Genomic DNA, 21910 nt, shown 5'->3' on the forward strand with positions numbered 1-21910 from the left:
ACGGCGGGGTCAGGGGCGGCGTACCAGCACGCGCAGTGGTGCGCGGAAGGAGAGGAGCCCGAGCATCGGCGGGTCCGTCTCCTCGGCGAGGACCGCGTCCGGTATCAGCTCGGCGGCCGTGCGGAGCGCTACCGCCGGCTCGGTGCGGGCCAGCGACGCTCCTGGGCAGCGGTGCCGGCCCGCGCCGAAGGACAGGTGGTGGCGGATGTTCGCCCGGTACGGGCACATCCGGTCCGGCTCGTCGAAGATCTCGGGATCCGAACCTGTGCCCATCAGCATCAGCAGGAGCTGTGCACCCGCGGGCACGCGCACGCCGGACAGTTCGACTTCCCGTGCGGCAACCCTTCGCCAAGTGGTGACGGGAGGTTCACGGCGCAGTACCTCCTCGACCCACGCCTGTGCGAAGTCGTGGTCCGTGGCGGCCCGTGCCCAGACCTGGTGGTCCTCCAAGGCCCGGCGCAGCACCGTGGAGATGAGCTGGCCGGTGGTGGACTGGCCGGCGATGAAGACGAAGAAGCACACGGCTACGGCGGTCGGGGCGTCCAGCGGCTCGCCACTCGGCAGGCGGTGCCGGCGCAGCGCGCCGACCAGGCCGTCCGCCGGCGCTGCCCCGGCCACCTGGTCCGTCAGCCATCGGTGGAAGTCACCGACCAACTCGGCCAAGTGGACCTGCCGTTCGTCCGACGGTCGGCCGTAGAACAACTCCAGCGCGGCGTCGCTCCACTCGACCAGCGTGGCGGCGGGCACGTCCGCGATGCCGAGCAGGCGCATCATCACCCGGCACGGCAGCACCTTCGCGTACTCCGTGGCGAGGTCGCAGGGGGCACCTGACGTGTATCGATCCCGTAGACGGGCCAGCGTCTCCCGTGCCGTCTCCTCGACCAGCGGTACCGCCGCGGCCACACGGTCGGCGTTGAAGAACCGGGTGACCAGACGGCGCAGTCCGGCATGGCTGGGACCACCGTTGTTGGCGAGAGCGGGCGGCAGCGAGAAGCGGGCCCGGGCGAGGGCCCTCAGCGCGGGCGTGGAGAGCAGGGCGACGGCGTGCTGGGCGTTGTCTGGCAGATACGTCACCGGGTCCAGCAGGATCTGTCGCACATCCGTGTACCGGCTCACCAGCCACAGACCGGTGTCGGGGTCGTGGTGGACAGGTGCTGTGCGGCGCAGTTCCTCCAGGACAGGGTGCGGATCGCGCGTGAATCGGGCGCCGAAGAGGCTGGGAAGTGCTGTCGGTCCGGGCCTCGGGCCCGCTGTCATGTCTGCCCTGGTCACATCGTCACCGGCTCCCTCACCGTCAGGTCGGCCTCGGTCCTGCTCCGGATCTCCTCGACGGAGACGCCAGGGGCGGTCTCGGCGAGGACCAGCCCGTGTTCGGTGACGTCGATGACTCCCAGGTCGGTGATGATGCGCTGCACGCACCGCTTGCCGGTCAGGGGAAGCGTGCACTCCCGGACGACCTTCGGCGTGCCGTCCTTGGCCGAATGCTCCATCAGCACGACGACCTTCCGTGCGCCGTGCACGAGATCCATCGCCCCGCCCATGCCCTTGATCATCTTGCCGGGGATGGTCCAGTTGGCGAGGTCGCCGACGGCGGAGACCTGCATGGCCCCGAGGATCGCCGCGTCGATGTGCCCGCCCCTGATCATGCCGAAGGACAGGGCGGAGTCGAAGAAGGAGGCGCCCGGCAGTACGGTCACGGTCTCCTTGCCGGCGTTGATCAGGTCAGGATCGACCCGGTCGGCCGTGGGATACGGGCCGACGCCCAGGATGCCGTTCTCCGATTGCAGGACCACGTGAACGCCGGGCGGCAGATGGTTGGGCACCAGCGTCGGCAGTCCGATGCCGAGGTTCACATACGATCCGTCGGTCAGCTCGGCGGCCGCCCGGGCGGCCATCTCGTTCCTGGACCAGGCCATTACTCCCACCCTCCCGTCGTCTGGTGCACGATCACCTTTTCGATCCGCTTCTCGTCCACTTCGGCCGCGGTGAGGGGAACCACCGACTGCACGAAGACGCCCGGCAGATGGACGGTGTCCGGGTCGAGCTCGCCTGGCTCGACGAGCTCCTCGACCTCAGCGACGGTCACCCGTCCCGCCATCGCCGCAAGGGGGTTGAAGTTCCGGGCCGACCGGGCGAAGACGAGGTTGCCGTGCCGGTCCCCGCGGACAGCGCGGACGAGGGCGAAGTCGGTGGTGATCGCCTCCTCCAGCACGTATTCCGTCCCGTGGAATTCGCGCACCTCTTTCGGTGGGGAGGCCGCGGTCACGCCGCCCGCACCGTCGTAGCGCCAGGGCAGCCCGCCTTCGGCGATCTGGGTGCCGACGCCGGCCGGGGTGAAGAACGCCGGTATGCCGCAGCCGCCGGCACGCAGTCGCTCGGCGAGCGTGCCCTGCGGGACCAGTTCCAGTTCGATCTCGCCGGCGAGGTACTGGCGGGCGAACTCCTTGTTCTCGCCGACGTAGGAGGAGGTGGCGCGAGTGATGCGGCCGGCTTCGAGCAGCAGCCCCAAGCCCCAGTCGTCGACTCCGCAGTTGTTCGATACGACCACCAGGTCCCTCGCGCCCTGCTCGAACAGTGCCTGGATCAGCGCCGAGGGAATGCCACAGAGCCCGAAGCCACCGACGGCCAGCGACGCACCGTCGAAAACCGCCGCGACCGCCTCGGACGCCGATGCGATGACCTTGTCCATCAGCGTGCCCCCTCCAACTCGGTGAGGCCGAGCTGCCGGGCGATGAGCAGCCGCTGGATCTCGCTGGTCCCTTCGCCGATCTCCAGGATCTTGGAGTCGCGCCAGAAACGGGCGACGGCGTACTCGTTCATGAAGCCGTAGCCGCCGTGGATCTGGGTGGCGTCGCGGGCGTTGTCGACGGCGATCTCGGAGCTGTAGAGCTTGGCGAGCGCGGCCTCCTTCTTGAAGGGCTCACCGGAGACCAGCTTGGAGGCGGCGTGGTACCAGGACAGCCGCGCGGTGTGTGCGCGCATCTCCATGTCGGCGATCTTGAACTGGATGGCCTGGTTGGCGCCGATGGGACGGCCGAACGCCTCCCGCTCACGGGCGTACTTCAGCGACTCGTCAACGCAGCCCTGCGCCAGGCCGGTGGCGAGCGCGGCGATGGCGATCCGGCCCTCGTCGAGAATGCGCAGGAACTGGGCGTAGCCGCAGCCGCGTTGGCCCAGCAGGTTCTGCGCCGGAACACGGACGTCGGCGAAGGACAGCTCCCGGGTGTCGGAGGAGTTCCAGCCGACCTTGGAGTACGGTGCCGCCACCGTCAGGCCCGGGGTGCCCGCGGGGACGATGATCGCGCTGATCTCCTTGGCTCCACTCTCTGTGGTGCCGGTGACCGCGGTGACGGTGATCAGTCCGGTGATGTCGGTGCCGGAGTTGGTGATGAAGCACTTGCTGCCGTTGATGACCCATTCACGCGTGTTCTCGTCCAGACGGGCGGTCGTACGGGTCGCCCCGGCGTCCGAGCCGCCGCCCGGTTCGGTGAGGCCGAAGGCGCCGAGGATCTCGCCGGCGCAGAGCCGGGGCAGCCACTCGGCCTTCTGCTCAGGGGTCCCGAAGAGGTGGATGGGCATGGCACCGAGCGAGACGCCCGCCTCCAGAGTGATGGCCACGGAGGAGTCGACGCGGGCGAGTTCCTCCAGGACCAGGCCGAGGGCGAAGTAGTCGCCGCCCATGCCGCCGTACTCCTCAGGGAACGGCAGCCCGAACAGGCCGAGCTTGCCCATCTCCTGGACGATCTTGTACGGGAATTCATGCCGTTCGTAGTGGTCGCCGATCACGGGGGCGATCACGTCGCGGGCGAACTCCGCGACAGTACTGCGAAGTTGTTCGTGCTCATCAGTGAGTCGGTGGTTCACCATGTCGTCCTCTGTGTCATGACGGTGTGGGTGGAGCATCTGGGGGCCGGACGGCCGGGGCGTTCGCCGGGGGTGGGTGTGCCGGCCGTGGGCGAACTTCGCCGGTGGGTCTCATGCCGGTGGATTCGCGGGTTCGATGACCGCGAGGACCTCGTCCAGGGCCACGGTGGCGCCCGGTGCGGCGCGCAGCTCGGTGACCGTGCCGTCGAAGGGCGCGGTCAGGGCGTGCTCCATCTTCATGGCCTCGACGACGAGGACGACCTGGCCCGCGGTGACGGTGTCTCCGACGGCTGCCTTCACGAGTGTGACCGTGCCGGGCATGGGGGCGGCGAGTGCGCCGCCCGCGATCCCTCCGGCGGCGGCGCCGGCCGCGGCGACCGGATCGAAGGTCCGGAGCCGCCAGGTGTCGGCGCCGAGGGAGAGCCAGTGCACGACCTCTCCGGTCGGGGTCGTCTCCACCGTGTGGTCGAGCCCCCGCGTCTCCCTGCCCCAGGTCAGGAGCACCTTGCCGGTCCCGCTGGTGCGCAGGTCGGCCGGCGCAGCCGCGTCGCCCTCGAAGGACACCTCATAAGCAGCCGGTCCACGGGGAGCACGGCGGACGCGAATCTCGATGGGCTCACGGTCGCCGTCCAGGAACCGGTGCGTGATCCAGGCCGGGCCGCCGATCCGCCAGCCGGACGGCACGGAGAAGGGATCCACCCACGCCTGCGGATCCGAGGCAGACTCCATCGAAAGCTGGACGGCGAGCGCCGCGGCCAGTGGAACCTCGGGTGGCACCGGAGCATGCACCAGTGAGTCGAGCCGGGCCTCGACCAACCCGGTGTCCACACGTCCGGCGACCACATCGTCGTCATCGAGCAGCCGACGCAGGAATCCGGCGTTGATGGTCACTCCGTGCACCCGGGTGTCGTCGAGGGCGGCGCGCAGCCTGCGCAGCGCGGTGGCCCGGTCCGGGCCGTGCGCGATGACCTTGGCGAGCATGGGGTCGTACGCGCTGCCGACCTCGTAACCCTCGACGAGCCCCGAGTCGACGCGCACCCCCTCGCCCGCCGGTTCCCGCAGAGTCAGCACCCGGCCGCCGCTGGGCAGGAAGTCCCGTTCGGCGTCCTCGGCGTAGAGCCGGACCTCGATGGCATGGCCGTCGAATCCGATCTGCTCCTGACCGAAGGGCAGCGGTTCGCCGGCGGCTATGCGCACCTGCCACTCGACCAGGTCCAGGCCGGTCACCAGTTCGGTCACCGGGTGCTCGACCTGGAGCCGGGTGTTCATCTCCATGAAGAAGTACTCGTCCGGGCGGTCGCTGGAGACGATGAACTCCACCGTGCCCGCGCCGACGTAGCCGCAGGAGCGAGCGGCCTCGACCGCCGCCGCGCCCATCGCCGCCCGAGTGGCCTCGTCGAGCAGCACTGAGGGGGCCTCCTCGACGATCTTCTGATGGCGGCGTTGGAGGCTGCACTCACGCTCGCCCAGGTGCACCACGGTTCCGTGCGCGTCGGCCAGCACCTGGATCTCGATGTGGCGCGGACGGTCGATCCAGCGCTCCACCAGCAGGGTGTCGTCCCCGAAGGCGCCGCGCGCCGTACGCCGGGCAGTGGCGATCTCCTCCAGCAGGGCGGCCGTATCGCGGACCAGCCGCATGCCCTTGCCGCCGCCGCCCGCCGACGGCTTGAGCAGCACCGGCAGGCCGACCTCGGCGGCCGCCTCGGCGAGCTGGTCGTCCGTCAGCCCGCTGCCGCTGCTGCCTGGCACCACGGGAACCCCGTACGCGCGAACGGTGTCCTTGGCGCGGATCTTGTCGCCCATCAGCTCGATCGCGGCCGTCGGCGGGCCGATGAAGGCGAGTCCGGCGTCGGTGACCGCCCTGGCGAATTCGGCGTTCTCGGAGAGGAATCCGTAGCCGGGGTGGATCGCCTGCGCGCCGGTACGACGGGCGGCGTCCACGATCTGCTGGATGTCGAGGTAGCCGTCGGCGGGCCCGCCGGGGCGCAGGGCCACCGCCGTGTCGGCTTCTAGTACGTGCCGGGCCCTCGCGTCCGCTGTGCTGTGGACGGCGACTGCGCGGATGCCGAGCCGACGCAGCGTGCGGATGACCCGTACCGCGATTTCCCCACGGTTGGCGATCAGGACGGTGTCGAACACCTGGAGACTCCTCGGATCTGAGGGAGGGAGGTCACATGCGGAAGACGCCGAACTGCGGTTCGGCCAGAGGGGCGTTGGCGCACGCGGTCAGGGCCAGGCCGAGCACCTGACGGGTGTCGAGGGGGTCGATGATCCCGTCGTCCCACAGCCGCGCGGTGGAGTAGTAGGCGCTGCCCTGCTGCTCGTACTGCTCGCGGATGGGGCGCCTGAACTCCGCCTCGGCCTCGGCGGACCACTCCTCGCCGCGGGCCTCCAACTGGTCCCGCTTGACTGTCGCCAGGACGGTGGCGGCCTGTTCGCCGCCCATGACGGAGATCTTGGCGTTCGGCCACATCCACAGGAAGCGGGGGGAGTAGGCGCGGCCGCACATCGAGTAGTTGCCCGCGCCGTGCGATCCGCCGACGACGACCGTCAGCTTGGGCACCCGGGTGGTGGCCACCGCGGTGACCATCTTCGCGCCGTGCTTGGCGATGCCGCCGTTCTCGTAGGCGCGGCCTACCATGAAGCCGCTGATGTTCTGCAGGAACAGCAGGGGTATGCCGCGCTGGTCGCACAGCTCGATGAAGTGGGCGCCCTTCTGGGCGGACTCGGCGAAGAGGATGCCGTTGTTCGCCACGATGCCCACCGGGTGGCCGTGGATGCGGGCGAAGCCGGTGACCAGGGTCTGGCCGTACTCGGCCTTGAACTCGGCGAAGCGCGAGCCGTCGGTGATGCGGGCGATGACCTCCCGGATGTCGAACGGGGTGCGGTTGTCCGCCGGTACGACGCCGTAGAGCTCGGCGGGGTCCACGACAGGCTCCTCGACGGGGGCGACGTCCCATGGGCGCGGCGCTCGCGGGCCGAACGTGGCCACGATGTCCCGGACGATGCGCAGGGCGTGCGCGTCGTCCTCGGCCAGATGGTCCACGACGCCGGAGACGCGGGCATGCACCTCACCGCCGCCCAGTTCCTCCGCGGTGACCACCTCTCCGGTGGCGGCCTTCACCAGCGGCGGACCGCCCAGGAAGATCGTTCCTTGGTTGCGGACGATGACCGTCTCGTCGCTCATTGCCGGGACGTACGCGCCGCCGGCCGTGCAGGATCCCATCACCGCCGAGATCTGCGGGATGCCGCGGGCCGACAGGTTCGCCTGGTTGTAGAAGATGCGCCCGAAGTGCTCCCGGTCGGGGAAGACCTCGTCCTGCCGGGGCAGGTAGGCGCCGCCGGAGTCCACCAGGTAGATGCACGGCAGCCGGTTCTCCAGCGCCACTTCCTGGGCCCGAAGGTGCTTCTTGACCGTCATCGGGTAGTACGTGCCGCCCTTGACGGTGGCGTCGTTGGCGACGACGACGCACTCGCGCCCGGCCACGCGGCCGATCCCGGCGACCACTCCGGCGGCCGGCGCGTCCCCGCCGTACAGCTCCCACGCCGCCAGCGGCGCCAGTTCCAGGAACGGTGACCCGGGATCGAGCAGGTTCTCCACACGGTCGCGCGGCAGCAGCTTGCCACGCGCGACATGCCTTTCCCTGGCTCGTCGGCCGCCGCCCTCGGCGGTCTCGGCCAGCCGCGCCCGCAGCCCCGCGACCTCTGCGGCATGACTGGCCTGGTTGCGCCGGAACGCCTCCGAGAACGGATCGGCCTCGGTTGTGAGCCGGCGCGCTGTGGCATGGGCGTTCATGGTGTCTCCTCGCGCGGCCCGCTCGAAGAGAATCGAAGCACGGTCCTGCGTGTTAGTTAACGTTAATTAACATCGGGGAGGTTAGTGATTGTTAACCCAGGCTGTCCAGAGACGTGGGTCACGCGCACAGCCTCGACAGTGGACTCGGCGCCAAAGGGGAAACGCCGACCAGGTGAACCGCCGAACTTGTGGCGATCGACATCGAGACCAGGGCCTCCTGAGACTCAACTCGCCGGACACCACAGGGTCGTGTCCCGCGGCGTGCTGCAGAGGATCAAGCGCCGTGGCGCGGAATTCCGCTGTTCGAGCCGGGTCAGCGGACGATGCCGCCGGAAGAGGCGTTCAAGGACGTGACCAGGGATGCGGTGGAGTACTACGGCACCACGACCACGATCGGCATCGACACCCTAGGGAGCGCGGCATGAGCACCCTCACGATCTCGGAGCCCCAGCGGGACCCGACCACCACCTCACACCCGGCCACAAGGTGACCGGCTGATGTGCGCTTGGTTCGGTGCGCGCTGGGCCGGTGAGGTTCGGCGTCAGGCTGCGTCCACGGCCACGGGCTGTGCCGGGGTGTGGTGGATGGGGGTCTGGGTGTGGGTGAGGGGAACACCGGTGGCGCCGTGTCGGGTGGCGATGATTTCGGCGGCGATGGACAGGGCGGTCTCTTCAGGGGTGTGGGCGCCGAGGTCGAGGCCGATGGGTGAGCGGAGCCGGGCCAGTTCCTGTTCGGTCAGGCCGGCTTCGAGGAGTCTGCGCTCGCGGTCGGTGTGGGTGCGGCGGGAGCCCATGGCGCCGATGTAGGCGGCGGGCATGCGCAGGGCCTGCTGGAGGAGGGGGATGTCGAATTTGGCGTCGTGGGTGAGGACGCACAGGGCGGTGCGGGCATCGGTCTCGGTGTGTCGCAGGTAGCGGTGGGGCCAGTCGACGACGATCTCGTCGGCCTCGGGGAAGCGGGCTCGGGTGGTGAAGACGGGGCGGGCGTCGCACACGGTGACGTGGTAGCCGAGGAACTTGCCGGCGCGGACGAGTGCGGCGGCGAAGTCGATGGCGCCGAACACGATCATGCGGGGTGGCGGGGCGTGTGTCTCGACGAGCAGGGTGATGCCGCCGGGGCAGTGGGAGCCGTCTTCGGAGAGTTCGACCGTGCCGGTGCGCCCGGCCTGGAGAAGGGCGTGTGCCTGAGCGGCGGCGGCCTGCTCCAGTTCGGGGCGGTCGTCTGCGTACGAGCCTTCGTAGGTGCCGTCGGCGTGGACGAGCAGGGGCGCGCCGAGGAGGTCGGCCGGGCCGCGGGTGATCCGGGCGAGGGCTGCTGGTTCACCGTGGTTCATGGCGCTCAGGGCGGATTCGAGGACGGCCCGGGCCGGTGTGGTGGCGGTGACGGGTGTGATGAGGATGTCGAGGATGCCGCCGCAGGTGAGTCCGACGGCGAAGGCGTCGTCGTCGCTGTACCCGAACCGTTCAACGAGGCTTGTGCCGCTGGCGAGGGCCTGTCGGCACAGGTCGTAGACCGCTGCTTCGACGCAGCCTCCGGAGACAGATCCGATGGCCGTGCCGTTACGGTCCACAGCGAGGGCGGCCCCGAGCCCGCGCGGCGCGCTGCCGCTGACGCCGACGACGGTCGCCACCGCGAACTCCCGGCCCTCTTCGAGCCAGCGACCCAATTCTCGGGAAATATCAAGCACTTGGTTACTCCCTGGACAGGACCCGATCAGTACGGGAGGGGAGAGGGTGTCGGGGGTGACAGACACCTTTGGGGAGTGCCACCGCGCCCGCGTTTTCCGAACCCGCCGACGCCGTTGACCGTGACGGGCGCCAGGAGCGGGGGCGTCCATTCGATGTGCCTCGACGGCGGGACCGAACACCGGTCGCACGCCGTCCGTCATTCGGCTCCGCTGCGGCCGACGCTATGGTGAACATCAGGCGGACTGGTGTCCGCAAGTCGAGAACATAGCGGACAGCTGTCCGGCTATCAAGGGTTGGTGCGTGAGTCCCGGAAGGAGAGGGAAGTGCGATCCAGGAGCGACGGGCCTCAGCGCCCGGACGCGCAGCGCAACCGGGAACGGATCCTGAAGGTGGCGCTGGCCGAGTTGTCCCGCGACGTGGAAGTCCCGTTGAGCCTGATCGCGAAGAAGGCGGGGGTCGGGCAGGGCACGTTCTATCGCAACTTCCCCAACCGTGAAGCACTCGTCCTCGAGATCTACCGCCACGAGGTGCAGGTGCTCACCGACACCGCGACGGAACTGCTCAAGACCCGGGCGCCCGATCAGGCCCTGCGTGAATGGATGGACCAGCTCGCCCGCTTCGGCATCGCCAAGGTCGGCCTGTCGGACGCGATGCGGCAGATCGTCGGCACGACGGCCGGCCCGGCCCAGCCGGGCTACGCCCTGGTGGTCGAGGCGCTCGAAGCTCTGCTCGCCGCCAACCATGAGGCGGGCACCATTCGACCGGGGGTGACCGCCGACGACTTCATCCTGGCCATCGCCGGCATCTGGCAGATCGATTTCCGCGGGGACTGGCAAACCCAGAGTGCGCGGCTTCTGGACATCGTCATGGACGGGTTGCGCGCGGGGGCGCCCGGGCGGGGCTGATGATCCGGAGGTCGACGGCCGAGTGGTCAGCCCTGCCGAGCGGACAGGCGTCTGTCCGCTTGCTTCCGCCGTGCATGGCGGACGCCGAGCAGTACCAAGGGCCCGCCTTCCGGGTGCCAGGCGAGTTGGAGCCCCATCCCGCGAACCGCATGGGACTGGACTGGTCGGTATGCCTCTCTCGATGGACGGCATCGACATCGGCTGCTCACTCCCCCTTGCCAGAGGGATGGCTGTCCCATACGGTCAGTCCTGGCGGACGGCTGTCCGCTTAAGGTCTGGTATTGCCTGTACAGCAGGTGTGACCGGCGCGCCGAATCGGTGACTTTCACCGCCCACAGAGGCACAAGGCCCCGCGCGCCAGGCGGCACAAGCATCGGATGACGGTCTTCGCCGCTACTGCTGCGCCGGTGTTCATCCCTCAGAAGTGACACCACCGCGACCAGGCCGCTCTCGCACAAAATGGAGTTAGCCGTGACCCCAGTCGCAGTCCGTGGAACGACCCTGATCCTGCCCACCCAGGACGGAGGCGCCGATGCGTACCTCGCGCGCCCCGACGACGACGCCCCGCACCCGGCCGTCCTCTTCTACACGGACATCATGGGCGTGCGCCCAAGCATGCAGAAGATGGCGGACCGCCTGGCGGCGGCCGGCTACACGGTCCTGGTACCCAACGTCTTCTACCGCAGCAGCCCGGCACCCGTCGTGGAGATGCCCGACGTCGTCACCGACGACATCCTCTGGGACGTCGTCGGCAGAGCCGTGCCGGTGGCACAGTCGCTGACTCCGAAGGACGCGATGCGTGACGCGCTCGCCTGGCTCGACTGGCTGGAGGTCAGTGAGTTCACCACCGGCGGCTCTGTGGGCATCACGGGTTACTGCAACGGGGGCATGCTGTGCCTGCGTACGGCGGGTTCCTACCCGGACCGGGTCGCCGCCGCGGCCATCATCCACGGCTCCCACCTGATCACCGACGCGCCGGACAGCCCCCACCTGGCTGCCGAGCACATCAAGGGCGAGGTCTTCTTCGCCAACGGCGACAAGGACACGATCAACCCGCCCGAAGAGGTCGAGCGCTTCAACGCGGTCCTCTCCGCGGCCGGCGTCCGCCACCGCAGCGAAATGTACGCCGACGCCCAACACGGCTTCTGCTCAAGCGACCTCCTACCCCTCTACAACAAGGAGGCGGACGAACGCCACTGGGCGGGCCTGCTGGACCTGTTCGGCCGCACCCTCTGACCAGTGCTGCGCTTCATTGCGGTGTGGTGAGGGCGGCGGCGAGGCGGCTGCGGCAGATTGATGCACGCCGACGGGCGGTGGGGTGAGCTCCCCACCTTCTCGGCCGTGCCGCCTGGAGCCGGCGGTGTGCGGGGTCGGAGGTCGCCACTGGCCTCGCGAGGGGAAACTGCAGCGACGGCAGAAGAGCGACGCGTTTGTGCTGTGGATCGCGCCGGCCCCGGCCGGGATACATCTGTTCGGCAGGGCGATCCGTGGATTCCCGGTCTCAAATCTGCTCCGGGCGGTTTCCCCGGGTTGCTGACCGAGCCGGCCGAGCCGATGGCGCTGGACGTGTGTTTGCTAACGACTACGATGTTCGGTGTGGACGATCTCATCTCGCAGCTTCAGTTCGTTGGTATGTCCGGTTACGAGGCCAAGGCGTATATCGCGCTGATCTCGGCGGGTGAGGCGCTGAACGGGTATGAGGTGGCCAAGCGCTCCGGAGTCCCGCGCAGCACGGTGTATGAGATTCTCGGCAAGCTCACGGCGAGGAACGCGGCGTACGAGGTCAAGGGCGAGGGCGGCGCGACCGCCTACGTACCCATGCCGGCGAACATGCTGTTGAGCAGGGTCCGCCGGGAGACCGAGGCCTCGCTGGACAGCCTGGAGCGTTCGCTGCGGCATGTGACCACGCAGCAGACCACGCATCTGACGCATCCGCTGGGCGGCCGTAAGCAGTTGATCGAGCGGTGTGAGGATCTGATCGGTGCGGCGCAGCAGAGTCTGCTGCTGTTCGCGTGGCCGGCCGAGTACGCGGAACTCGCACCGATGTTGCGGCGGGCGGCCGGCAACGGAATCCGGGTCGAGACCGTGTACTCCAGTCTGGTTGAGCCGGAGGAGCCGGTCGGTTACACGGTGTTGCACCGGACGACGAACGATGAGGAGGCGCTGGCCAGTCTGGGCTGTCGGTTGTTGATCGTCGGTATGGACAACGAGCAGGTCGTCATCGGTGGCCTGGTGGAGGACGAGGCCTGGGGCGTCTTCGCGGACGATCCGGCGATCGTGCTGGTGGCCACCGAACTCGTCCGCTACGAGCTGAGCATGCAGTTGGTGCTCGGCAAGCTGGGTGTCGAGCGGGAGGCGCGGGAGGTGCTCACCACTGATCCCGAGGTCCAGCGTTTCAGGACGCCGGGACGTGCCGCGGCCCTTTTGCAGCGCCTGAACCAGTCGGCCTTCACCGTCGAACCGTCCCGGGAACCGCTGCGGCCGGCCGGACCCCGCCGCGGCGGCGACACGGCCGGACGGCAGGCAACGGCTCGCCGGAAAGGACCGCGCGCGGGCTCCTGAAGCAGGCCTTGTCCGGCATCATCCCCTTGCGTTTGAAGAGTAGTCGTTTGTAGGGTAACTACGCATCGACGTGGTGATGGGCGCTGTCGGCGGTGCCTACCACCACGTCGGCGCTCCATGCTCGGTGCGAACATCTCTGCCCGGAAGGAGCAAACCGTTGACTACCTCCGACGGTGTCGGCCAACTGCCCGCGGACCTGCGGGAACGGTTTTCCGCATTTCTCGACCGCGCCGAAGTGACCGAGCTGGTCCTCCGGTTCCACGCGCATATCGATCGCTGGGACTGGGACGCGGTTCCTTCGATGATCACGTCCGACTGCAGTCTGGCGACCCATATTGACGGTGTTCCGGTCTTCGTCAACTGGGACCAGGGCGAGAACACCGGACTCAGCAGGAAGACCAACTGGCGTGAGGCGGCCGGTATCACGGGCCAGCACCAGTGGACCAACGTCGTGGTGAACCTCGACGGGGACTCCGCCCAGGTGATGATGTCGGGCACTCAGACCAACGCCTGGCCGGACGGCGGCTTCGAAGTCTCCGGGGTGCTGGGGCAGGGAACCTGCCGCCGGACTCCGGACGGCTGGCGCATCGCCTCCTTCATCGGCAACTACCGCTCCAACCATGCGCGCCTCAGCTCGTATTTCACCACCGAACTCGCGCCGTAAGGCGACGCGGCCGCCTGAGCGCTCCGCTCGCAGTGCCGATATGCGGCTCAGCCGCGGGGCCGCAAGTGCATGCAGCCCCGCCCACCGTCGGCGCGCTGCCGCACCGCGGCGGCTTTTCGCCCAACCTGCTCAGCCGCGCGCATTTCCTGGCCTGATCAGGCAAGAGACAAGCATCTGGCCCACGAGGCTGCCGCGTTCCGGCCGCGCCTCGGCCACACCCCCGCCGAGCAGATGGCGCTGCGCGCGCCGAGCATGCTCGCCATCGCCCGTGAGGAAGTTCCGCAGTGGTCACGTTCACACTCGAAGATCGTTACCTGCAAGAAGACGGAGAGGTCTATCTCACCGGCATCCAGGCTCTCGTCCGCGTCCTGCTCGACCGGGCCCGGCATGATCGCCGTAAGGGGAGGGAGACCTCCGCGTTCGTCTCCGGCTATGAGGGGTCCCCGCTGGGCGGCTTCGACCTGGAGCTGGCGCGGCGCGGTCGCCTTCTCGACGAGTACCGGGTCGTGCATCAGCCCGGCCTGAACGAGGAACTGGGCCTGACCTCGGTGATGGGCAGCCAGCTGACGGCACGACTCGGCGCGCGCACCGATGGTGTGACCGGGCTCTGGTACGGCAAGGCCCCGGGCCTGGACCGGGCGACCGACGCCCTGCGCCACGCCAACCTGGTCGGCGCGGATCCGCGCGGAGGCGCGGTGGCCCTCGTGGGTGACGATCCGAACGCCAAGTCCTCCACCGTCCCATGCGCGTCGGAACGTGCCCTGGCCGATCTCGCGGTCCCCGTGCTCTACCCCGCCGATGTCCAGGACATCGTCGACTTCGGCCTGCACGCGGTGGAGCTTTCCAGGGCGAGCGGCCTGTGGTCCTCGATGAAGCTGGTCACCAACGTGGCCGACACGGCCGGAACGGCCCTGGTCAGCAGCGAGTGGGCGCCGCCGGAGCTGCCCGACTCCGCCTACCGTCATCAGCCCAGTGCCCGACTGCTCGGCAAGGAGCTGGCCGGCCTGGAGGAGAGCCTGTTCCGGACCAGGCTGCCGCTCGCGATGGAGTACATCCGGGCGAGCGGGCTCAACAGGATCAGCGGCAGCGGCAGCGGTGCCCGGGTGGGCATCGTGGCGGCGGGCAAGACCTACCTGGACGTCCGGCAGGCCCTGAGCAGCCTCGGGCTCGGCGAGGAGGATCTCGGCCGGTTCGGGATCCGGCTGCTGAAGCTCGGCGCGGTCTACCCACTGGAACCCCAGATCGTCCGGGAGTTCGCCGCCGGCCTGGACGAGATCGTGGTGGTCGAGGAGAAGCGGGCGTTCATCGAGTCCGCGGTCAAGGAGGTCCTCTACGGCCGTCATGACGCCCCCGTGGTGCGGGGGAAGGAGTTCTTCGAAGAGTCCGGCGAGCTGGACCCGGACAAGGTCGCCAGGGGCCTGCGCTCCCGGCTCGCGCACTACGCCGAGCTCGCCCCGGCCCCCGCCCCCCGAGGCCGTATAGATCTCCCGCTGCTGAGCCGAACCCCCTACTTCTGCTCGGGCTGTCCGCACAACTCCTCGACCAAGGTCCCCGAGGGGACGGTCGTCGGTGCCGGTATCGGCTGCCACACCATGGCGTTGTTCATGGAACCCGAAGCCGTCGGCGACGTGATCGGGCTGACCCAGATGGGTGGCGAGGGCACCCAGTGGATCGGGATGGCGCCCTTCGTCGACGCCGAGCACTTCGTGCAGAACATCGGCGACGGCACCTTCACCCACTCCGGCAGCCTGGCTGTGCGGGCGGCCGTCGCCGCCGGGGTGAACATCACCTACAAGCTCCTGTACAACTCCGCGGTCGCCATGACCGGGGGACAGGACGCGGTGGGCGGTCTGCCGGTGCACAAGGTCGCTGAACTGCTGCTCCTCGAAGGCGCGGCGAAGGTGGTCATCACCAGCGACGCGCCCCGCCGTATCAGGGCCGTCAAGGGGGTCGAGGTCCGCCACCGGGACGAACTGCTGAGTACCCAGGAGGAGTTGGCGAAGGTCCCGGGCGTCACCGTGCTCATCCATGAGCAGGAGTGCGCGACGGAGAAGCGCCGCAAGTGGCGCCGGGGCCTCGAACCTGCCCCCACCGCCAAGGTCTTCATCAACGAGCGTGTCTGCGAGGGTTGCGGTGACTGTGGCGTCAAGTCCAACTGTCTGTCCGTGCAGCCGGTGGAGACCGAGTTCGGCCGCAAGACCGCGATCCACCAGTCGTCGTGCAACGTCGACCACGCCTGCCTCGCCGGCGACTGTCCGTCGTTCATGACGGTGACGCCCACCGGCCGACGCGCACACCGGGTCTTCGCCGAGCTGGCGGCGGACGCCTTCACCGACCCCGCCGTCACGGGCGACTTCACCGTGCGGATCACCGGCGTCGGCGGCACCGGCGTGGTCACCACCACGCAGATCCTGGCCACCGCCGCGTTCCTGGACGGCCGACAGGTTCGGACCCTCGACCAGACGGGGCTGGCCCAGAAGGGCGGCGCCGTCGTCTCCGACCTCAAGATCACCTCGGCGTCCGTCGAGCAGGCGGCGAAACTCGCGGCCGGCGAATGCGACCTCTACCTCGTCTGCGACTCCCTCGTCGGTGCCGACCCGGAAAACCTGCGTGTGGCCCACGCGGCCCGGACGACCGCCGTGGTGTCCACCACCGAGGTCCCCACCGGGAGCATGATCGTCGACCCGAACGTCTCGTTCCCGAGCGCGTCGTCCCTCAGAACCGCCATCGACGCCGCGACCCGGCACCAGTACTACCTCGACGCGCGCGGACTGGCCGAAGCGTTCTTCGACGACGACCAGTTCGCCAACATCCTCCAGCTGGGCGCCGCCTACCAGGCCGGGGCCGTCGGCATCACGGCCGCGAGCATCGAGCGCGCCATCGAGCTCAACGGCACGGCGGTGGCCGCCAATCTCCAGGCGTTCCGGCGCGGCCGCCAGGCCGTCGCCGATCCCGCAGGCCTGCTGGCGGAACTGTCCGCCACGCCGCCGGCCAACGAAGCCGCCGAGCCCGCCGGTTCCCCGGGCCTTCGGTCCCTGGTCGCAGCTGAACCCGGTAGCGAACTCGCGCGGCTGCTCGACCTGCGGATTCCCGACCTGGTCGCGTACCAGAGCGAGGCCTACGCCGCGCAGTACGCCCGCTTCGTCGAACAGATACGCCGCGAGGCGCCCGACGTCGCCGAAGCGGTCGCCCGGAACCTGTACAAACTCATGGCCTACAAGGACGAGTACGAGGTCGCACGGCTCAGCCTGGATCCGCGTCTGCAGGCCGAGATCGACGCGCAGTTCGGTGTCGGCTCCCGAGCGACCTACCACCTCCACCCGCCCATCCTGCGTGCGCTCGGCATCGACAGAAAGATCAAGCTCGGCCCGTGGTTCCGCCCGGCGTTCCGCGCGCTGCGCGCCCTGCGCACGGTCCGCGGCAAGTGGCTGGACCCCTTCGGCCACCACCCCGTCCGCCGCACGGAACGCGCACTCATCGCCGAATACCGCGAGGCGATCAGCCGCGCGGTGCGGATCGCGCCCGGCGACCCGCTCGTCCGTGAACTCGCCGAACTGCCGGACATGGTTCGCGGCTACGAGGACGTCAAGCTCGCCAACGTGGCCCGGTACCGAGCCAGGCAGGCCGAAATCCTGGCCGCACTGGAGTCCGATTCGGCGGAGCACTCGTCCTCCGGCCTGGCGGACACGTTCAGCACCGGACAGTGACGCGGTGATCCGACGGGTTGAAGGGCCCTGCGGGGGCGCACCGGTCCAGGTACGCCCCCGCAGGGCCCTTCGAGAGGCGCACGCCGGCGGAGTGGGGGTGTTCGGCGCGGGGAGGCCGTCAGTAGCCGAGGTCCTCGTCCACGAGGATCAGCTTGATCCGGTCGGGCAGCGGTTCGTGTTCGACCAGCAGGAGCTTTCCGGCGAAGGCCGGCTGGCCCATGTCTCTGCGCATGCGCTGGTCCTCCAGCGGAAAGACGTGTGTGCGCACACGGTCGATGGCCTCGGCCAGTGTGGGGGTGATCTTGTTGCGGCCGACCACCCATATGACCTTTCCCGCGCCGTAGGCGTAGCCGCCGACGCGGGTGCCGCCCGCGTCGAGACAGACGGCCTCACCGGTAGCGGCCAGCGCGTTCACGCTGCCCACCATGTAATCGGCGGTAGTTGCCCAACGACGTAGCTCCACGCGCTTCTCGGGCTCCTTCGTGGCGTAGATCTCGGCCCGGCGCCAGCGCCAGTGCCGAGAGGACTCCAGTTCGGCCATGAGACCGATCTCGCGGAGTGTCACCGAGCTGCCGTTGGTGACGTCCGAGCCGGCCGGGATCAGTTCACGAATCCTCTGCAGTGCCTCTTCGCGATCGGCGACCACCTCGGGGTTGAACCCTCGCCGGGCGCAGTGGGCGGCCACGGACTCCAGGTCGTGGCCGGCCGCGACGCGACGGTCTTTGTGCGCAGAGGCGGATTCTGGCGTCGGCATGGGGTGCACACCCTCTCGTTACCCGAAACACGTGTGGCGGGCTGTAGCCACGCGCTGCGGCTCATAGTAGTGTACTGACTAACGACTTAAGGGGATGATCATTGATGAGTTCTCCTATCGAGGTACGGCTGCTCACCTCGGGCGCCAACTGGCTGAGGGTCGGGAGCATGATCGGGCTCGGCCTCACTGGCTACAACAGCCCGTTGCCCGAGGGTTCGTCGGTCTCGATCCACACCATCGACACCGGCAAATCGTGTATGCGCGGGATGCAGCTGGTGGACGACGGCACCTACGACTTCGGCATGACGTCGCCGCCCTGGCTGGCCAAGGCCGCGGCGGACGGTGTCACCGCCTTCGGGCTGACCGACAGGCCGCTCAACCTGCGCGCGGTCTGCGTCTTCCCCCACTTCGACCAGCTCGCCCTGGCGGTCCGTGCGGATCTGGGGATCACCTCGCTGCGGCAGATCTTCGAGGAGAAGATCCCGTTGCGCATCTCGACCGGGCCGACGCACCTGGGCCACCCGCTGGGCTGGGTGATGGACCTGCTGTACGACGAGTACGGGGTGAGCGTCGAGGACATCGAGGGCTGGGGAGGCACCGTCTCCTCCGGCGAACGGCAGCTGAACTTCCTCGAAGTCACCGACGGCGGTCTGACGGGTCGCGCGGCCCTGCTCGCGGACGGAAAGCTCGACGCGGTCTTCGACGAGGGCATCATGTCGAAGTCGTGGCTGGAGCTGGCGGAGGCCGTGCCCATGACCTTCCTGCCGGTCGAGGACGAGGTGCTGTCGTCCCTGGAGGCGAAGTACGGCGCCCGCCGGACCGTGCTCCCCGCGGGACGGCTGCCGGGCATCGGGAGTGACGTCCCGACGATCGACTTCGCGGGCTGGATGCTCTACTGCCGCGCAGACGTCGACGACGAACTCGTCTTACTGGCGTTGCAGGGCCTGGAGCAGCAACTGCCCCAGATGGAGACCCTCTTCGAGTCCCAGGGCGCCCACAAGGGCCTGAGCGAGCCCGTCGACCTGGCGAAGACCTGGCAGAACGCCGAGCTCCCGCTGCACCCCGGCGCCGAGCGGTTCTACCGCTCCCGGGGCTACATGTGATCGCCGTCGAGAAAGCAGTCGGGAACGAAGCCGAGAAAGAAAGCGAAAGCCGATGAGTATCACCGAAGCCACACCCGAGACCCAGGCCGCGGAGCGCACCGCCTTCGTCGACGAGGTGCACGCCTTCCACGCGAGCCCGGTCTTCATCACCCAGCCGGGATTCATGCCGGCGGAGCCCTCTTCGGCCATGGAGCCCTATCTGTGGCGGTGGGCGGACATCCGTCCGGCCATGCTGAGGGCAGCCGAGCTGCTCCCGGTGGGGGCGGACGGGGCGGACCGCCGGGTGCTCAACCTGATCAACCCCGGCATGGAGCCGAAGATCGGGACCACGCACACGCTCACCGCGTCGATCCAGATGGTGCTGCCCGGCGAGGTCGCGGACGCGCACCGGCACACCATCAACGCGCTCCGACTGATCCTGGAGGGCCGCGGCGCGTCGACCACCGTCGACGGCGAGATGTGCGAGCTCGAACCCGGCGACGTGGTGCTCACCTCCGGCTGGCGCTGGCACGACCACCGCAACGACGGGGACGAGCCCGTGATCTGGCTGGACGGGCTGGATCTGCCGCTCACGAGGTCGCTGGAAGGCATCTTCTACGAGGAGCTGGCCGAGGGCGCGCAGCCGGTCGTGAGCACCGGCGACTCGATCAGGCGCTACGGGGTCGGCCAGCTCCTGCCGACCTGGACGCGCTGGGAGGGAATGGACTCCCCGCTGTTCAACTACAAGTGGGCCGACACCCGCCGCGCGCTCGACGCCCTGCGCGGCGAGGACGGCGACCCCTTCGACGGGGTCTCCCTGGAGTTCCGCAACCCCACGACCGGCGGCTCAGTCGGACCCACCATGTCGTGCGGCGTCAACCTGCTGCGTCCCGGGCTGCGAGCCGAGGAGCACCGGCACACCTCCTCGACCGTCTACCACGTCATCGAGGGCCAGGGCGTGACCGTCATCGACGGCACCGAATTCGCGTGGACCAAGGGCGACACGTTCGCCGTCCCCACCTGGGCCTGGCACCGGCACGCCAACACCTCCCAGGCCCAGGAGGCGGTGCTGTTCAACTTCAGCGACAAGCCCCTCATGGACAAGATCGGTCTCTACCGGGAGCAGGCCCGGTAAAGGGCGGCCAGGACCGGGAGGGACGGCCCATGAGGGTGGCCAGTTCCTCCCGAATCAGGGAGAGCCCGGTGGTCGTCGTGCAACGCCTGCCCGGCAGGCCCTGAAGGGCCCGCCACCGCATCGGGCAGGTATACGACCTCCCCACCGGGCCTCCCACACCCGCCTGCACTCGCCATCCGAAGGGCGACCCAACCACCGGCCCGCGCGCGTGCCAGAACCCCCGGACGCCCAACGACCATCGCCGATATCTGCCCGCGGACACCCACTCGCGCCAGGCCTCAGCCGTCCATCTCCCTCGAACGCGAAAGGCACTTGCCCGACCGCCCCTCAGCTTCGTTCTTCCGTGCCGGACAGGGCTTCTTCACCGTGCACAGCGCACACGTCCCGCACCTGCATCCACAGCGGCGCAAGCTCCTCTCTCCCCAGGAGTAGGTCATGTCCCTTTCCGCCCGCACCCCCGTCCCCCTGCCACGGACACGCTGGACGATCCTCATTCCCATCGTCTTCGTGACCTACGGGCTGCACTACCTCGACCGCACCAACACCGCACAGCTGTTCCCGCACGTCGACGACGACATTCCCATGTCAGACACCGCGACCGGGCTCGCGCAGGGGGCGGCCTTCATCGGCTACATGCTCCTTCAGCTACCCGCCGTACGGGCGGCCCACCGCTTCGGGCCGCGCAGGGTCGTGTTCTGGTGCATGATCCTCTGGGGCCTCGCCGCGACGGGCACCGGCCTGGTGCAGAACATGCCCCAGCTGGTCGCCATGCGGTTCCTGCTCGGACTCGCCGAGGGGCCGCTGATCCCCCTCGTCATCCTCCTGCTCAGCAGATACTTCGTGTCCGCCGAGCGGGCCCGGTCAGCGGCCTGGTTCCTGCTGGTACTGCCGATTACCCAGGTGCTGGGCGCCCCGCTCACCGGGCTGCTGCTGGAACACCTGAACTGGCGCACGGTCTTCCTGATCGAGGGCCTGCCCCCGCTGGTGTGGGCGTTCGTGTGGCTCTTCGTCGCGGCGGACACCCCCGACCGGGCCCGCTGGCTGAAGCGTTCCGAGGGCGCGGCAGTCACCGAACGCGTTGCCGCGGAGGAGGCGGTCAAGGCCGGCGAGGACCGGATGCGCCTCGCCCTGCTGGTCCGGCAGCGTCTCGTCTGGGTGCTCGCGGCGCTGTACTTCGCCGGCACCGGCGGATCGGTGGGACTGATCCTGTGGCTGCCCACCATCATCGAGGACCTCTCTCCGCACGCGACACCCCTTGAGGTCGGGACGATGGCCGCTCTGCCCTCGCTGGTCGGGGCGATCGCCGTGGTGCTGGCCGCACGGTGGAGCGACGCCCACGACAACCGGAGAACCCCGATGCTCATGGGGTTCGGCATGGCAACAACGGCCCTGCTCGTCGGCACCCAGCTGCCCGACACCCTCTGGGCTCATATGACGGTGCTCGCAGTAGCGGGCGGCGCGGTCATCAGCACCGGAGGCGTCCTGGCGTCGATCCCGGGCGCGGCACTTCCCCCGGCAGCGGCCGCCGGGGCCCTGGCGGTGGGGAACAGCTTCGGAGCGATCGGCCAGTTCCTCGGCGCACTTCTGATCGGAGCGCTCCGTGATGCCACGGACGGCTCGCGGACGGTGAGCTACGCAGTGATCGCCGCTATGTGGGGTGTGGGGCTCGCCGCGTCGGCACTGATCCCGGAACCGGCACGCGCCGCGGCGTCCAAAGCCAAGGCCTCCGGCCCGCAAGGGAGCCTGGCGTGAT

At 69.2% G+C, this 21910-nt stretch carries 16 protein-coding genes; 8 read left to right on the forward strand and 8 right to left on the reverse strand.

The genetic code is table 11. The features are described from left to right. Positions 1-9: 9 nt before the first annotated feature. The 7 genes from SSP08S_RS17345 to SSP08S_RS17380 form a co-directional block, all read right to left on the reverse strand. Positions 10-1257 (reverse strand): cytochrome P450, encoded by a 1248-nt coding sequence (locus SSP08S_RS17345; RefSeq protein ID WP_019068877.1) that lies wholly within the window; start codon positions 1255-1257, stop codon positions 10-12. A gap of 11 nt (positions 1258-1268) precedes the next feature. Then, positions 1269-1916 carry a CoA transferase subunit B gene (locus tag SSP08S_RS17350; protein ID WP_019068878.1) on the reverse strand — a complete coding sequence of 216 codons (648 nt, stop codon included), beginning with the start codon at positions 1914-1916 and terminating at the stop codon, positions 1269-1271. Then, positions 1916-2689 carry a CoA transferase subunit A gene (locus tag SSP08S_RS17355; protein WP_019068879.1) on the reverse strand — a complete coding sequence of 258 codons (774 nt, stop codon included), beginning with the start codon at positions 2687-2689 and terminating at the stop codon, positions 1916-1918. Before SSP08S_RS17355 ends, SSP08S_RS17350 begins: the two co-directional genes overlap by 1 nt. Next, a complete protein-coding gene (locus SSP08S_RS17360) occupies positions 2689-3867 on the reverse strand; it encodes an acyl-CoA dehydrogenase family protein (protein ID WP_019068880.1) in 1179 nt (392 codons plus the stop codon). Before SSP08S_RS17360 ends, SSP08S_RS17355 begins: the two co-directional genes overlap by 1 nt. A gap of 108 nt (positions 3868-3975) precedes the next feature. Continuing rightward, entirely contained in the window at positions 3976-6003 is a 2028-nt protein-coding gene (locus tag SSP08S_RS17365; protein ID WP_019068881.1) for an ATP-binding protein, read from the reverse strand. A 31-nt stretch (positions 6004-6034) separates the two neighbouring features. Then, positions 6035-7660, reverse strand: coding sequence for a carboxyl transferase domain-containing protein (locus tag SSP08S_RS17370; protein WP_019068882.1), 1626 nt, complete (start codon positions 7658-7660; stop codon positions 6035-6037). A 541-nt stretch (positions 7661-8201) separates the two neighbouring features. Continuing rightward, positions 8202-9347, reverse strand: coding sequence for an XdhC family protein (locus SSP08S_RS17380; protein ID WP_026178574.1), 1146 nt, complete (start codon positions 9345-9347; stop codon positions 8202-8204). A 324-nt stretch (positions 9348-9671) separates the two neighbouring features. On the opposite strand from SSP08S_RS17380, the gene SSP08S_RS17385 reads away from it, so the two are divergent. From SSP08S_RS17385 to SSP08S_RS17405, 5 genes are all read left to right on the forward strand, one after another. Then, on the forward strand, positions 9672-10253 hold the full coding sequence (locus SSP08S_RS17385) for a TetR/AcrR family transcriptional regulator (protein WP_019068885.1): 582 nt from the start codon (positions 9672-9674) through the stop codon (positions 10251-10253). 471 nt (positions 10254-10724) lie between these two features. Further along, entirely contained in the window at positions 10725-11489 is a 765-nt protein-coding gene (locus SSP08S_RS17390) for a dienelactone hydrolase family protein (RefSeq protein ID WP_019068886.1), read from the forward strand. Between the two features lie 294 nt (positions 11490-11783). Then, a complete protein-coding gene (locus tag SSP08S_RS55445) occupies positions 11784-12815 on the forward strand; it encodes a TrmB family transcriptional regulator (RefSeq protein WP_228049395.1) in 1032 nt (343 codons plus the stop codon). Positions 12816-12972: 157 nt separating this feature from the next. Then, positions 12973-13479 (forward strand): nuclear transport factor 2 family protein, encoded by a 507-nt coding sequence (locus tag SSP08S_RS17400; protein ID WP_019068888.1) that lies wholly within the window; start codon positions 12973-12975, stop codon positions 13477-13479. Positions 13480-13763: 284 nt separating this feature from the next. Next, positions 13764-17186, forward strand: coding sequence for an indolepyruvate ferredoxin oxidoreductase family protein (locus tag SSP08S_RS17405; protein WP_019068889.1), 3423 nt, complete (start codon positions 13764-13766; stop codon positions 17184-17186). A gap of 118 nt (positions 17187-17304) precedes the next feature. On the opposite strand, the gene SSP08S_RS55450 is transcribed toward SSP08S_RS17405, so the two are convergent. Next, positions 17305-17940 carry a lactate utilization protein gene (locus SSP08S_RS55450; RefSeq protein ID WP_078532446.1) on the reverse strand — a complete coding sequence of 212 codons (636 nt, stop codon included), beginning with the start codon at positions 17938-17940 and terminating at the stop codon, positions 17305-17307. A 104-nt stretch (positions 17941-18044) separates the two neighbouring features. On the opposite strand from SSP08S_RS55450, the gene SSP08S_RS17415 reads away from it, so the two are divergent. From SSP08S_RS17415 to SSP08S_RS17425, 3 genes are all read left to right on the forward strand, one after another. Next, on the forward strand, positions 18045-19043 hold the full coding sequence (locus SSP08S_RS17415) for a TAXI family TRAP transporter solute-binding subunit (RefSeq protein WP_019068891.1): 999 nt from the start codon (positions 18045-18047) through the stop codon (positions 19041-19043). A 52-nt stretch (positions 19044-19095) separates the two neighbouring features. Beyond that, the gene (locus SSP08S_RS17420) at positions 19096-20157 is read left to right on the forward strand and encodes a cupin domain-containing protein (protein WP_019068892.1); all 1062 of its coding nucleotides are present in this window, start codon (positions 19096-19098) and stop codon (positions 20155-20157) included. A 435-nt stretch (positions 20158-20592) separates the two neighbouring features. Beyond that, positions 20593-21909, forward strand: a complete 1317-nt coding sequence (locus SSP08S_RS17425; protein ID WP_019068893.1) for an MFS transporter — start codon at positions 20593-20595, stop codon at positions 21907-21909. Position 21910: the final 1 nt, after the last annotated feature.

It is taken from the genome of Streptomyces hokutonensis (assembly GCF_000376565.1).
GTDB classification, from domain to species: domain Bacteria; phylum Actinomycetota; class Actinomycetes; order Streptomycetales; family Streptomycetaceae; genus Streptomyces; species Streptomyces hokutonensis.